Source organism: Ochrobactrum sp. Q0168, assembly GCF_016427605.1.
Taxonomy (GTDB): Bacteria; Pseudomonadota; Alphaproteobacteria; order Rhizobiales; family Rhizobiaceae; genus Brucella.
In genome coordinates, this window is the sequence record NZ_JAELXQ010000002.1 from 289,958 (window position 1) to 302,886 (window position 12,929).

A 12,929-nucleotide genomic window follows, 5' to 3' on the forward strand; every position below is an offset into this window, starting at 1 on the left:
AAGCTCAAAGGTAGATCACGAATGATTTATCCACGGTACAGCCGAAAAAGCAAGGAAATCCAGTCTTTTCCGGCAGATCGAGACAAAAATGCGCCGAACCAAAGCCGAAGCCGCCGAAACGCGGGAAGCCATATTGTTAGCCGCCGAACAGATGTTTCTCGAACGCGGCGTTAATCAGTCATCGCTCATGGAAATTGCATCCCATGCGGGGGTGACCCGCGGGGCAATCTATTTCCACTTTCATGACAAGCTCGACATCTTTCAGGCCATCATCGGACAGGCGCGGTTTCCGCAAGAAGAGATCATGCTGCAGGCGGCACGCGTCGACCATCCCAACCCGCTCAATGTCCTCGAACAATCCATTCTTTCGGCGCTGGAGCTGTTCGTGACGAATGAGCGTCAGCAGGTCATTTTCACCATCATCAACCAGCGCTGCGAATATGTGGGCGAAATGGCCCCCGTGGTGGAGCGCATCAAGGAAGCACGCGACAATGTGCTGTCGCTTTTCACCGGCCTTCTGGACGTTGCGGAACGGCGCGGCGAACTTTCGCCGGAATGGACGGCCAGCACCGCAGCCCCGATCTTGCTCGCAATTGTCAGCGGGCTGCTCAATGAATGGCTGCGCAGCGAAAAGAATTTCGATCTGGTGACCGGCGGCAGCAAGGCGGTCAGGACGCATATTCAGTCTTTACGAAGAAACGATTGAGACCGGCCAGACGCGAAAACGCTGCGTTTCGGCTCTCAGTATCGGCATTTTCGGGGTTGCCGACCGTGTTTTCGATACCGACGGGCAATCATAATCCAGCCATCGCTAAAGTTTTTCAGGAAGACTCGACACTGCAATATTTTACGTTTACGTCAATGTAAGCCTTGCGAAGATGTGGAAACTCGACCACATTATTCGCGAGGAAGCGACCCGGGAGGACGGGTGAGCTTGGGCGATGGGCGGGGAGCAAACCGCCAGCTACAACGGACGGAGCGATCCGGGGAGAAAAGATGGCAAAAAAAGCGACAGGGAAAAGCGCATCTGCAACCGAAGCCGTCATGGCGCAGCAAGCCGATGCTGGAACCGGACAATTGAACCGCTACTGGCTGCAATCCTATCCGGCTGGCGTCCCCTATGAAATCGAACTCAACCGCTCAACGTCCATCGGCGACATGATCACAACCGCCTGCCGCCAGTTTCCTGCCAATCCTGCCTTCGCCTGCATGGGCAAGGACCTGACCTATAAAGAGCTTGATGAGAATGCGCGGGCGCTCGCCGCATTCCTGCAATCACGCGGTCTGGTCAAGGGCGACCGAGTCGCCATCATGATGCCGAACGTGCTGCAATATCCCATTGCGATTGCCGCCGTGCTGCGCGCCGGTTTCGTGGTGGTGAATGTCAATCCGCTCTATACGCCGCGCGAACTGGAGCACCAGCTCAACGATTCCGGTGCGAAGGCACTGATCGTGCTGGAGAATTTCGCTGCGACCGTTGAGAAGACCCTGCCCTCCGTCAAGCTGTCGACCATCATCGTGGCGACCATGGGCGACATGCTGGGGCTCAAGGGCCACATCGTCAATCTGGTTGTACGCAAGGTCAAGAAGATGGTTCCGGCCTGGAACCTTCCGGGCCATGTCAGCTTCAGGGATGCGCTGGCGCAAGGCAAGTCGAAGCCCTTCAATCCGGTTCCCGTCGAGGGATCGGACCTTGCCTTCCTGCAATATACGGGCGGCACGACGGGCATTTCCAAGGGGGCGATGCTCACCCACAGCAACATCCTTGCCAATGTCGAGCAGATGGGACTTTGGACCGAAGTGGCCTTCCGCATCAAGGGCCGGCCCAAGGCGATCAACTATGTCTGCGCGCTGCCGCTCTATCACATCTTCGCGCTGACCGTGAATGCGATGCTGGGCATGAAGCTTGGCGCGCGCAACATCCTGATCCCCAATCCGCGCGACATTCCGGGCTTCGTCAAGGAACTGAAGAAATATCCGTTCCACATTTTCCCCGGCCTCAACACGCTGTTCAACGGCCTGATGAACAATCCCGATTTCAAAACGCTGGATTTCAAGCCGATGATCCTGACGCTCGGCGGCGGCATGGCGGTGCAGCGCCCGGTGGCCGAACGCTGGCAGGAAATGACTGGCTGCCTGATCACCGAAGGCTATGGCCTTTCGGAAACCTCTCCGGTCGCCAGCGCCAATGCGCTGGACGCAACCGAGTTCAGCGGCACCATCGGCCTGCCGATGCCATCGACCGATATCACCATCCGCGATGACGATGGCAATGATCTTCCGCTGGGCGAAGTCGGTGAAATCTGCGTGCGCGGCCCGCAGGTGATGAAAGGCTACTGGAACCGGCCCGACGAAACCGCGCGCGCCATCATGCCGGACGGTTTTTTTCGCACCGGCGACATGGGTTTCATGGATGAGCGCGGCTATACGAAGATCGTCGATCGCAAGAAGGATATGATCCTCGTTTCCGGTTTCAACGTCTATCCGAACGAGATCGAGGAAGTTGCGGCGGAGCATCCGGGCATTGTGGAATCAGCTGCCATCGGCGTTCCCAACGAACATTCGGGCGAAGTGGTGAAGCTCTATGTGGTGCGCCGCGATCCGAACCTGACGGCAGATGAGGTCAAGGCCTTCTGCGCCGAACGGCTGACCAACTACAAGCGCCCGCGCGAAGTGGAATTCCGCGAAAGCCTGCCGAAAAGCAATGTGGGTAAAATCCTGCGGCGCGAATTGCGCGACTGATCGCCCAAATCAACAGCCGGGGTTTTGCCCCGGCTGTTCTCTTTAGAGCGGTTCCGGTTAAAACGGAATCGTCGGAACCGCTCTAAGTCTTTATTCTTACGCATTTCCGGACACAAAACCGCTTCGCACTTTTGCTGGAAATGCTCTGGGTCACGCCGATGGCGGAGCGAGCGGCTGCACGATTTCCTGAAAGGGTGCAAGCGCCTCGCAACGCCCGGCGAGCGTTGCCAGCGCCGGATATCTCGCTGTGTCGAAGAGACGTCCATGGGCCTCGCCAAGGAAACGCAGCGCACAGGCAACCGCTATATCCGCGTGGCCGATATCGACTCCGAACCAGTAGGACGAACCCCGAGCCGAAAGCTCCTCCTCCAGACCATCGAGCACCCGCCCGATCTGCGTTTCGCAGCGCTCCACCCAGACCGGCGATTGTTCGCTGCGAAGCAAGCCCTCATAGAGAAGGCTCACCGCCTTGTCGGCAAGCCCGGTCGCCAGCGCGCAAATCTTCAGCGCCTGACGCCGCTCAATGCCGTGACCAGCAATCAGCGGCTTTCCGGCATCGGCAATCTCGTCGAGATAATCAAGGATCGCCGCGCTTTCGATCAGCACCTCGCCATCGTCGAGCAACAGGGTCGGCACGCGGCTGAGCGGGTTATATTCCGCGAGCCTGTCGCGGTCGCCGAATGTGGACCACGGCCAATGCTCGAATGGCAGGCCGTAAAGGCGCATGGCGATTGCGACCCGCCGCACGAAAGGGGAATCATATTGGCCGATAAGGATCATGGGATATAAACTCGGGTTGGATTGTAACCCGGCCATGCTACCGCAGGACCCCGCTTCCGCAAGGGTCGCCGCGGTGAATTCTTCTGAACGAAAGATCAGAAAATGGGAAGCGTTACGTTATAGCTTTCAGCAGTTGCGGCAGACCGGCAACGGAATGAAGTACCACATCGGCATGCGGTTCCAGCGCTTCGCGCGGGCTGTTGCCTGACAGGACGCCGACCGCAAGCCCCGCATCCGCCGCATGGGCGGTTTCGAGATCGTGCAGATTATCCCCCACCATGGCGATTTCGCGCGGCTGAAGCCCGAGCTTCTGTGCGAAATGCAGCAAGGGATCGGGATAGGGTTTTGGCCGCGCCGCCGTGTCATAACCGATGATCACGTCGAAGAAGCCCTCAATGCCAAGCGCCTTGGCGGTCGCATGGGCGCCCGCCTCGGAATCATTCGTCGCAATGCCCAGCCGATAGCCCATGGCGCGCAGCGCTTCCAGCGTTTCGCGCAGGCCTTCGATGGCGACCGCCGAACGCGCGCCCTCCGCCACCGCATAGCGGTCATATTCGCCAATCAGATTGCGCCGGTCACCGTCGTTGAGTTCGGGATGCCAGAGCGAAACCATGTCTTCCACCGTGCCCGCCGCAATCACCGAATTGGCGCGAAAGCGCTTTGCCGTCCAGTCATAGCCACCGGCATCGAGCAGAGAGCGCGCATGCGGTTCATCGCCCTTCGCAGAACGCTGCGCCAATGTCCATGACACTGAAAACCACGTGCGGTCGAAATCGATCAGCGTGCCGTCCTTATCGAAAAGAACGGCACGGATATCTTTCAGGCGGTCGGCGAGAAGCGTCGCGCTCATGCTTCGAGTGCGCCTGCACGCTTCTTGACAGCTGACGGCTTTGCGCCGAGCAGCTTCAGAAGATCGTCGCCGCGACGCACATAGCGCAGCGAGCGGCGCGTCAGGATGCGGCCGGCCTGCGGTGCGGTCATGACAATATCGTGCTCGGGTTCGCCCGGCACGGTGACAATCGTCACAAGCTTCGCGCCTGCTTCCACCTGATCGCCCGGCTCGACATGGAAGAACACCATGCCGCCTTGCGGCGCGCGGACCATTTCGACATGCGAGAGCGGCGAGATGAGGCCCTTATAATCAAGGTCGAGCCTGACGCTCTCCTCGCGGATGACGCCGCGATGCACGAGGAATTTGTAGAGACCTTCCGCGTCGCCCTTGCCCATATCGGCATAAACATCGGTCAGGCCGCGGAATTCCACCGTGGTCACGGCGCGGCGCTTCATGTCGCGCTTGTCCTTCGGCAGTTGCAGAACGGGATGCGCACAGGCTTCCTCGAAGGCGGCGTCCGCTGTCGTGTCCCAGGCAAGGATTGCCGTGGAATTGAGCGCGACCGCCAGATCCTTCATGTCTTCCACGAATTCATCGGCGATATAGACATAGTTTTCGCTCTCGTCGTCGCAATGCAGATCGAGCACGATATCGTTCGGCAGAGCGAGTTTCAAAAGCGTCGCCTTGAGACGCTTGGCCAGCGCTTCCGGCGCATCGGGACCAGGCAATTCCGACGTGTCGAAATCCGGCAGCAGCGGGAAAGCGCGATTGAAGTTCACCGCCGAGAACATCTCGAAACGGCCCTGATGCTGATAGGTCTGCCACTGGTTCGAACCGATCGGATTGGCCTGCGGCACCACGGTGATGTCGCCCAGAATGCGGCCTTCTTCACCAGCCTTTTTCAGCATCGGGATGAGGAAATGAAGTGCCGCCTGCCCCGGCAGTTCCGAACCGTGCAGCGAGGATTGCAGATAAGCGGTCGGCGCATCGCCACCCTTGCCCGCAAAGCGCAGCACGCGCAGTTCGATGGCATTGCCCGGTACGTCGCCCGCAAATTTGATGATCTCGGTCTTCATGTCTCGTCCCATTTCACTTTATACGAATGGAGCCGGGTCTGGTACAAACCCGGCTCCACATCATTTCTATTACGCAGGATTATGCCGTCAAGCTTTGCGTCGCGCGTGCAGATGCGCGACAAGTCCTTGCGTGGAGGCGTCGCGGGTGCCAGCCGATTCCGTGCCGGAAACCACCGGCAGCAATTCGGTCGCAAGTTCCTTGCCCAGTTCCACGCCCCACTGGTCGAAAGCATTGATGCCGAAAATCTGCGCTTCCACGAACACGCGGTGTTCATAAAGCGCGACGAGGCGACCCAGCGCATAGGGGGTGAGCATGTCGTGAACCAGCGTCAGCGACGGGCGGTTGCCGGAGAAGACGCGATGCGGCGCAATGCGTTCGACATCGGCTTGCGGCATTTTCTTCGCCTGCAACTGGGCGCGGGCTTCGTCCAGCGTGCGACCCTTCATCAGTGCTTCCGACTGCGCGAGGCAGTTGGCCAGAAGCATTTCATGCTGATGATCGAGTTCAGGCTCATGCCCCTTGGCGGCCACGATGAATTCCAGCGGAATGGTATCCGTGCCCTGATGCAGAAGCTGGAAGAAAGCGTGCTGGCCATTGGTGCCGGGCTCGCCCCAGACAACCGGACCTGTGGGGCCGGAAACCGGCTTGCCGTCAACGGTCACGCTCTTGCCGTTCGATTCCATGTCGAGCTGCTGGAAATAGGCGGCAAGGCGCGAAAGGCGCTGATCATAAGGAATGATCGCGCGGCTGCCATAGCCGCAGATCGCCCGGTGCCAATAGCCGATCAGGCCAAGCCAAAGGGGCAGGTTCTTCTCCATCGGCGCATCGCGGAAATGCACATCCATGGCGTGCGCACCGGCGAGGAACTTGCGGAAATTATCCGGGCCGACGGCGATCATCACCGGCAGGCCAATGGCCGACCATACCGAATAGCGACCGCCGACCCAATCCCAGAAACCGAACACGCGCTCTTCGGCAATGCCGAAAGCCGCAACCTTGTCGAGCGCCGTGGATACGGCGGCGAAATGCGCACCCACCGCAGCTTCGCCCAGCGCATCGGCAATCCATTTGCGCGCCGTCTGCGCATTGGTCATGGTTTCGATGGTCGTGAAGGTCTTCGAGGCGATGATGATCAGCGTCGTCGCCGGATCGAGCGGGGCCAGCGTATCGGCAATATGCGCGCCGTCGATGTTGGACACGAAATGCGCGCGCGGACCGTCATGATAAGGCGCCAGCGCCAGCGTCGCCATCACCGGGCCGAGATCGGAACCGCCAATGCCGATATTGACGATATCGGTGATCTTCTTGCCCGTCGCACCCTTCAGCGCGCCCGAACGGATGCCGTCCGCAAAGGCCGCCATGCGATCCAGAACCTGTTTCACGTCCGGCAGCACATTGTGGCCGTCAACGAGCACTTCCCTGGACGAGGTGTCGCGCAAGGCCACATGCAGCACGGCGCGGTCTTCGGTGTTGTTGATGTGCTCGCCTGCGAACATGGCGGCGCGGCGGCCTTCCACGTCGGCGGCCAGCGCCAGTTCCTTCAAAAGCGCAATGGTCTCGTCATTGACCCGACATTTCGACCAGTCGAACAAGAGATCGTCCAGCGAGAGTGAATAACGCTCGAACCGGCCCGGATCGGATTGAAATGCCGCGCGCATGTCCTGCGGGGCATTCTCCGTCCAATGCTTTTTCAGCTTGGCGACCGTTGCTTCAAGCTTCGTCGCGTCTCTTGCCATGATGCTACTCCCGAATCAAATCGATTTAATTCCGCATATTAGGGCATATTCAGAAAGAATGCGGCGATTAAATAACCGAAACTTCCTATTTGGATAGATTGCCATATACATCTTATCAATCAAATTACATTGATAGCGGCGCGTCTGGAGCAAAGCATGGACCTGACAGGTGAAGAACGTATTGCAGCGCCAAGACAGGCGGTTTGGGATGCGCTGAATGACATCGAGACGCTGAAAGACTGCATTCCCGGCTGCGAAGATATTGAGCGTCTGTCGCCAACCGAAATCCGCGCAGCGCTGAAAGTCAATCTTGGCATTGTCAAAGTCCGGTTTCACGGCATGCTGGAATTGTCCAACATGAACCCGCCCGCCTCCTATACGATTTCCGGCCATGGCGAAGGTTCGATTGCCGGTTTCGCCCATGGCGTGACCGATGTGACACTGACCGAAGATGGCAACGAAACCATCCTCTCCTATGCCATACGCGGCGATGCGGGCGGCAAGATCGCCCAGCTCGGCACCAGGCTGCTCGGCTCGGTCGCGCGCAAGGTCGCAGACCGCTTCTTCGCCAATATTGCCGAAGCCGCATCCGAAGCCTCTGCGAAAACAGCATAATTTCAAACGACTATTCAGCTTCGACCGACGTGCCTTGCAGCACCGGATTCTTGACGTCTAGTTTCATAAATTGACCAGATGATAAAAAATTTGACCTTCTGAAAAAATCTGTCATCCTACCTTAACCGGCGTAGGCAACAGCAAGATTGCAGGCCGGGCATGAGCGGCATTGCGCAAAGGGAACCCGCATGTCGCATAGAGCGCCAAGGCCTCCTCAGGGACGCACAAGGTCGCTCTGAAGCATTTCTACGCATCGTGATTTCCAAAGGTCTATCCGGACTTTTGGGCCAATACTGTAGATAAAAATGGGAGATGCGATCCATGAATCCTTCCACGAGGGGATCCGCAGGCAGTTCATCCATTGATGCAGAAGCGGGCCACACGCCTGACATTCACGGCGCGCGCCTTGCCGCCGGTGAATATGCGCATGTGTTTGACGATCTGCATCCGCCGCTGACGCGGCACGAAGCCATTGTCGAATCCGACCGTTGCTATTTCTGCTATGACGCGCCGTGCATGAATGCCTGCCCGACGGGCATCGACATTCCGCTGTTCATCCGGCAGATCAATGCGGGCAATCCGGTTGGCGCGGCCAAAACCATCCTGAGCGAAAACATTCTCGGCGGCATGTGCGCCCGCGTCTGCCCCACCGAAACGCTGTGCGAAGAAGTCTGCGTGCGCGAAACGGCAGAAGGCAAACCGGTCAAGATCGGCAATCTGCAACGCTACGCCACCGATGTTCTGATGGCCGAAGGCAAGCAGCCCTTCAAGCGCGGACCGGAAACCGGCAAGCATATCGCCGTAGTCGGCGCTGGCCCTGCCGGTCTTTCGGCAGCGCATCGTCTGGCCATGAAGGGCCATCAGGTGACGATCTTCGAAGCGCGGCCCAAGGGCGGCGGCCTCAATGAATATGGTATCGCGGCCTATAAGACCGTCAATAATTTCGCCCAGCGCGAACTGGAATTCGTGCTGGAAATCGGCGGTATCACCGTCGAATACAACCAGACACTCGGCCAGGACATCACCATCGAAGCGCTGAAGGCGGGGCATGATGCGGTGTTTCTCGGCATGGGCCTGCCCGGCGTGAACGATCTTGGCCTTGCCGGCGAAGATGCGCCCAATGTGCTCGACGCGGTCGATTACATCGCCAATCTGCGTCAGGCCAAGGACCTCTCCGCCCTCCCCGTCGGTCGCAATGTGGTCGTCATCGGCGGCGGCATGACGGCCATCGACGTCGCCATCCAGACCAAGAAGCTTGGTGCGGAAAATGTCACCGTCGTCTATCGGCGTGGTCAGGAAAGCATGAATGCCAGCGCCTATGAACAGGAACTGGCGCAGATCCACGGCGTCGTGATCCGGCACTGGCTGCAACCCCATGCGCTGGAACGCAGCGGCGACGGCACCGTTCATGCGGTGACCTTTGAATATACCGGCAATCAGGACGGCAAATTGGTCGGCATGGGCGAATATCTGACGCTGGAAGCCGATCAGGTGTTCAAGGCCATCGGCCAGACATTCGATCCAGAACCGCTGCGCGGCTCCGGCATCGGCATGGCCAAGGGCCGGATCAGCGCGGATGCGGAAGGCCGGACCACGGTTGAAGGCATATGGGCGGGGGGCGACTGCGTTGCAGGCGGCAAGGACCTGACGGTCGCATCGGTCGAGGCCGGCAAGGTTGCCGCCGAATCGATCCATGCCACGCTCATGCGGCGTCCGCAGGCCGTAGAAGGCTTTGCGGAAGCCGTGCTTTCCGGCGGTGCGCATCACACGACTGCATCCTCGCGGGACAGAAACGTCCCGTCCGATCATTGGGCAACGACCCAGCTTGGCAACGAGCAAGGCTGAGGAGGTTCAAGACATGGCTGATCTTTCAACGAATTTTCTCGGCATCAAATCACCCAATCCTTTCTGGCTGGCATCGGCCCCGCCGACCGACAAGGCCTATAATGTCGAGCGGGCCTTCAAGGCGGGCTGGGGCGGCGTCGTGTGGAAGACGCTGGGTGCCGAAGGCCCACCGGTGGTCAATGTCAACGGCCCGCGCTATGGCGCGATCCATGGCGCAGACCGGCGGCTTCTCGGCCTCAACAATATCGAGCTGATTACCGATCGCCCGCTGGAGGTCAATCTGCGCGAGATGAAAGAGGTGAAGATGCGCTGGCCCGACCGCGCGCTGATCGCCTCGATCATGGTGCCTTGCGAGGAGGAAGCTTGGAAAGCGATCCTGCCTCTGGTCGAGGAAACCGGCGCGGACGGCATCGAGCTGAACTTCGGCTGCCCGCATGGCATGAGCGAACGCGGCATGGGTGCGGCTGTCGGTCAGGTGCCGGAATATGTCGCGATGGTCGTCAAATGGTGCAAGCAGTATAGCCGCATGCCGGTGATCACCAAGCTGACGCCCAATATCACCGACATTCGCAAACCGGCCCGCGGCGCTCACGCTGCGGGTACGGATGCCGTGTCGCTGATCAACACGATCAACTCCATCGTCTCGGTCGATCTCGACCGCATGTCGCCGGTGCCCTCCATTGACGGGCGCGGCAGCCATGGCGGCTATTGCGGCCCGGCGGTGAAGCCGATCGCGCTCAACATGGTGGCGGAAATCGCCCGCGATCCAGAAACCCACGGCCTGCCGATTTCAGGCATTGGCGGCATCACGACCTGGCGCGATGCGGCGGAGTTCATCGCGCTCGGCTGCGGCACGGTGCAGGTCTGCACCGCGGCCATGACCTATGGGTTCAAGGTCGTGCAGGAAATGATCGACGGCCTGTCGGACTGGATGGATTCGAAGGGCTATGAAACGCTCGACGATTTCCGCGGCATGGCCGTGCCGCAGGTTTCCGACTGGCAGTATCTGAACCTGAACTATGTCACCAAGGCGCGCATCGATCAGGATCTCTGCATCAAATGCGGCCGCTGTCACATTGCCTGTGAGGACACCTCGCATCAGGCGATCACCAATCTCGTCAATGGCGCGCGCCATTTCGAGGTGATCGACGAGGAATGCGTCGGCTGCAATCTCTGCGTCAATGTCTGCCCGGTCGAGAACTGCATCACCATGGAGCAGATCGGCGGCGTCGATCCACGCACCAAGGCGCCGATTGCACCGGACTATGCCAACTGGACCACGCATCCGAACAATCCGATGGCGGTCAAGGAAGCGGCGGAATAAACGCTATCCAGCAAAGACAAAGCGCCGGGCAAGACCCGGCGCTTTTTTCAAGAATTAAGCCTGTTCCTGAAACTGGTCCCATGCACGCATGGCATCGGCGGCATACATCAAAGCTGGGCCGCCGCCCATGTAAACGCACATGCCCATGACTTCCGCAATCTCCTGACGCGTCGCGCCCAAATCCTTCAGCGCCTTGACGTGAAAGCCGATGCAGCCGTCGCAACGCTGGGTTACGCCAATGGCCAGCGCGATAAATTCTTTTGTCTTCTTGTTGATCTCACCATCGGCACTGGCGCTCTTTGCCAAACCGTAAAAGCCCTGCATCGTATCGGGAACCGCCTTGCGCAGCTCTGCCGTATAAGCGGAGATGTCCTTTGTTATATTGCGGTAATCCTTCGTCATGATCTCTTCCTTAATTGCGCCTTGCCTAAGGCTGATTATCAGTTTATATTTATCTCATATCATAATTTTATGAATTGTAAAGAAGGTAAAATGAACCCGAATGATCGCATGCGGTCCAAGGTCGACGATGTCGCCGGATTTCTCAAAGGTCTGGCGAGCGCGCACCGGCTGTTGATTCTGTGCTCGCTGGCCGATGGCGAAAAAAACGTCACCGCGCTGATCGAGGAAACCGGCCTCGCTCAGACGTCGATGTCGCAGCACCTGGCAAAACTAAAGGAAGAAGGCATCGTGCAGCATAGGCGTGATCACCGCACACTTTATTATTCCATCGCGCATCCGGCGGTGACGGAATTAATGTCGGTTCTCTACGATCATTTCTGCAAGGAAGACGTGGAAAAACGCGCCTGAATGCTCTGTGACAGCAGCGCCACCGGGCGCGTCAGATCGCCGGGCGGGTTCCACAGCAGTTCCTCAATCTCGCTGGATGCCACCGGCACCTGACCGTCCTTCAGGGTCAGATGGAAAAGCTCCGCTTCCACGATCGCGTCCACCTCATTGGCTGCAGGGGCCGACATCTTCGCCGCATAGCGCAACTGGCTGGCGTCGATAGGGATGCCAAGCTCTTCCTCGATCTCGCGGACAAGTGCTGCTTCGGGCTGTTCGCCCGCATCGATCTTGCCGCCGGGCTGGAAGAATATGGTGCTGCCGCGCTTGCGCACGAGCAGGAACCGGCCTGCCTCGTCGCGAATGATGGCTGCTGCAATGCGAATCGTTTTCATGATGCGGCAGATTCGTCCCGCAGGCGAATTCCGTCAAGGATGATGGCGCTGACCGCTGCCGCCGTTTCGTCGTAAAAGCCGGGCTTCTGGGTCCGGTCACCGAGAATGGCCGAAATCTGCACGGAGAAATCCGAATAATGCTGCGTCACCGCCCAGATCGTGAAGATAAGGTGGTAGGGGTCGACAGGCACGATGCGCTTTTCGGCGATCCAGCGATGAATGACGGCAGCCTTTTCATCGACGAGCTGCTTCAGATGTCCTTTCAGGAAATCGGAAATGGCAGGCGCGCCGTGCAGGATTTCATTGGCGAACAGCCGCGAGGCTTCGGGCTTTTTGGCCGAGATTTCCAGCTTCACCGCAATATAGCGGCGCAATTCATCGAGCGGATCGCCCTCCGGGTCGATATTCTCGAAAGGTTCCAGCCAGGTGGCGAGCGTGTCTTCCAGAACGGTCACATAGATGTTCTGCTTGCGTGGAAAATAATAAAGCAGGTTCGGCTTCGACATGCCCGCCTTCTCGGCGATCTGGTCGATGGTCGAACCGCGAAATCCGTAATTTGAAAACACTTCCAGCGCCGCGTCGAGAATGAGCCGACGATTGATGCCCTGAATGCGCGTCGCACCTTCCGTCTTTTCGGGAGCAGTTGGGTCTGAAGACGGGGGCGCGGATGGGGCTGTGGCCATTTGACACCTTTCGGCAGTGTAGAATTTTTCAAAAGCGCTTGACCGTCTTCGAACGCTCTTCTAGCCTGCATTTTGACCAACTAGTCAAGTTTTTGCAAATCAGCAAAAATATTG

13 protein-coding genes are annotated in these 12,929 nt (G+C 58.7%); 6 read left to right on the forward strand and 7 right to left on the reverse strand.

Annotated features, from left to right (window positions below):
* Positions 1 to 88 precede the first annotated feature (88 nt).
* Entirely contained in the window at positions 89 to 706 is a 618-nt protein-coding gene (locus tag JAU75_RS05695) for a TetR family transcriptional regulator (RefSeq protein WP_199055395.1), read from the forward strand.
* Positions 707 to 996: 290 nt separating this feature from the next.
* Positions 997 to 2,742, forward strand: a complete 1,746-nt coding sequence (locus tag JAU75_RS05700) for a long-chain fatty acid--CoA ligase (RefSeq protein WP_199055396.1) — start codon at positions 997 to 999, stop codon at positions 2,740 to 2,742.
* Positions 2,743 to 2,892: 150 nt separating this feature from the next.
* On the opposite strand, the gene JAU75_RS05705 is transcribed toward JAU75_RS05700, so the two are convergent.
* The 4 genes from JAU75_RS05705 to pgi all read right to left on the reverse strand — a co-directional run bounded on the left by JAU75_RS05705 (position 2,893) and on the right by pgi (position 7,167).
* A complete protein-coding gene (locus JAU75_RS05705) occupies positions 2,893 to 3,522 on the reverse strand; it encodes a glutathione S-transferase family protein (RefSeq protein ID WP_199055397.1) in 630 nt (209 codons plus the stop codon).
* A gap of 112 nt (positions 3,523 to 3,634) precedes the next feature.
* Positions 3,635 to 4,372, reverse strand: a complete 738-nt coding sequence (locus JAU75_RS05710) for an HAD family hydrolase (protein ID WP_199055398.1) — start codon at positions 4,370 to 4,372, stop codon at positions 3,635 to 3,637.
* The gene (locus JAU75_RS05715) at positions 4,369 to 5,430 is read right to left on the reverse strand and encodes a succinylglutamate desuccinylase/aspartoacylase family protein (RefSeq protein ID WP_199055399.1); all 1,062 of its coding nucleotides are present in this window, start codon (positions 5,428 to 5,430) and stop codon (positions 4,369 to 4,371) included. Before JAU75_RS05715 ends, JAU75_RS05710 begins: the two co-directional genes overlap by 4 nt.
* Before the next feature lie 87 nt (positions 5,431 to 5,517).
* Complete coding sequence (gene pgi, locus JAU75_RS05720; protein WP_199055400.1) at positions 5,518 to 7,167, reverse strand: glucose-6-phosphate isomerase; 1,650 nt, start codon at positions 7,165 to 7,167, stop codon at positions 5,518 to 5,520.
* Positions 7,168 to 7,323: 156 nt separating this feature from the next.
* Here pgi and JAU75_RS05725 point away from each other — a divergent pair, with 156 nt between their 5' ends.
* The 3 genes from JAU75_RS05725 (at position 7,324) to preA (ending at position 10,951) form a co-directional block, all read left to right on the forward strand.
* The gene (locus tag JAU75_RS05725; RefSeq protein WP_199055402.1) at positions 7,324 to 7,782 is read left to right on the forward strand and encodes a carbon monoxide dehydrogenase subunit G; all 459 of its coding nucleotides are present in this window, start codon (positions 7,324 to 7,326) and stop codon (positions 7,780 to 7,782) included.
* Positions 7,783 to 8,103: 321 nt separating this feature from the next.
* The gene (locus JAU75_RS05730; RefSeq protein ID WP_371836116.1) at positions 8,104 to 9,627 is read left to right on the forward strand and encodes an NAD(P)-dependent oxidoreductase; all 1,524 of its coding nucleotides are present in this window, start codon (positions 8,104 to 8,106) and stop codon (positions 9,625 to 9,627) included.
* A gap of 13 nt (positions 9,628 to 9,640) precedes the next feature.
* Positions 9,641 to 10,951 (forward strand): NAD-dependent dihydropyrimidine dehydrogenase subunit PreA, encoded by a 1,311-nt coding sequence (gene preA, locus JAU75_RS05735; RefSeq protein WP_199055406.1) that lies wholly within the window; start codon positions 9,641 to 9,643, stop codon positions 10,949 to 10,951.
* A gap of 54 nt (positions 10,952 to 11,005) precedes the next feature.
* Here the strand turns inward: preA and JAU75_RS05740 are convergent, their stop codons facing one another.
* Complete coding sequence (locus tag JAU75_RS05740; protein ID WP_199055408.1) at positions 11,006 to 11,353, reverse strand: carboxymuconolactone decarboxylase family protein; 348 nt, start codon at positions 11,351 to 11,353, stop codon at positions 11,006 to 11,008.
* Positions 11,354 to 11,443: 90 nt separating this feature from the next.
* Between JAU75_RS05740 and JAU75_RS05745 the strand changes: the two genes are divergently transcribed.
* The gene (locus JAU75_RS05745) at positions 11,444 to 11,761 is read left to right on the forward strand and encodes a metalloregulator ArsR/SmtB family transcription factor (RefSeq protein ID WP_199055409.1); all 318 of its coding nucleotides are present in this window, start codon (positions 11,444 to 11,446) and stop codon (positions 11,759 to 11,761) included.
* Here JAU75_RS05745 and JAU75_RS05750 read toward each other — a convergent pair.
* A complete protein-coding gene (locus tag JAU75_RS05750; RefSeq protein ID WP_199055410.1) occupies positions 11,725 to 12,132 on the reverse strand; it encodes an NUDIX domain-containing protein in 408 nt (135 codons plus the stop codon). The genes JAU75_RS05745 and JAU75_RS05750 overlap by 37 nt on opposite strands.
* Complete coding sequence (locus JAU75_RS05755; protein ID WP_199055411.1) at positions 12,129 to 12,815, reverse strand: TetR family transcriptional regulator C-terminal domain-containing protein; 687 nt, start codon at positions 12,813 to 12,815, stop codon at positions 12,129 to 12,131. The genes JAU75_RS05750 and JAU75_RS05755 overlap by 4 nt, the downstream gene beginning before the upstream one ends.
* Positions 12,816 to 12,929 lie beyond the last annotated feature (114 nt).

Excerpts from the sequence above, each read along its gene's own strand:
- preA (WP_199055406.1), top strand. The coding sequence starts at position 9,641 with ATGGCTGATCTTTCAACGAATTTTCTCGGCATCAAATCACCCAATCCT.
- JAU75_RS05705 (WP_199055397.1), bottom strand. The coding sequence starts at position 3,522 with ATGATCCTTATCGGCCAATATGATTCCCCTTTCGTGCGGCGGGTCGCA.
- JAU75_RS05715 (WP_199055399.1), bottom strand. The coding sequence starts at position 5,430 with ATGAAGACCGAGATCATCAAATTTGCGGGCGACGTACCGGGCAATGCC.
- JAU75_RS05755 (WP_199055411.1), bottom strand. The coding sequence starts at position 12,815 with ATGGCCACAGCCCCATCCGCGCCCCCGTCTTCAGACCCAACTGCTCCC.
- JAU75_RS05745 (WP_199055409.1), top strand. The coding sequence starts at position 11,444 with ATGAACCCGAATGATCGCATGCGGTCCAAGGTCGACGATGTCGCCGGA.
- JAU75_RS05725 (WP_199055402.1), top strand. The coding sequence starts at position 7,324 with ATGGACCTGACAGGTGAAGAACGTATTGCAGCGCCAAGACAGGCGGTT.
- JAU75_RS05730 (WP_371836116.1), top strand. The coding sequence starts at position 8,104 with ATGAATCCTTCCACGAGGGGATCCGCAGGCAGTTCATCCATTGATGCA.
- JAU75_RS05740 (WP_199055408.1), bottom strand. The coding sequence starts at position 11,353 with ATGACGAAGGATTACCGCAATATAACAAAGGACATCTCCGCTTATACG.
- pgi (WP_199055400.1), bottom strand. The coding sequence starts at position 7,167 with ATGGCAAGAGACGCGACGAAGCTTGAAGCAACGGTCGCCAAGCTGAAA.
- JAU75_RS05750 (WP_199055410.1), bottom strand. The coding sequence starts at position 12,132 with ATGAAAACGATTCGCATTGCAGCAGCCATCATTCGCGACGAGGCAGGC.
- JAU75_RS05695 (WP_199055395.1), top strand. The coding sequence starts at position 89 with ATGCGCCGAACCAAAGCCGAAGCCGCCGAAACGCGGGAAGCCATATTG.
- JAU75_RS05710 (WP_199055398.1), bottom strand. The coding sequence starts at position 4,372 with ATGAGCGCGACGCTTCTCGCCGACCGCCTGAAAGATATCCGTGCCGTT.
- JAU75_RS05700 (WP_199055396.1), top strand. The coding sequence starts at position 997 with ATGGCAAAAAAAGCGACAGGGAAAAGCGCATCTGCAACCGAAGCCGTC.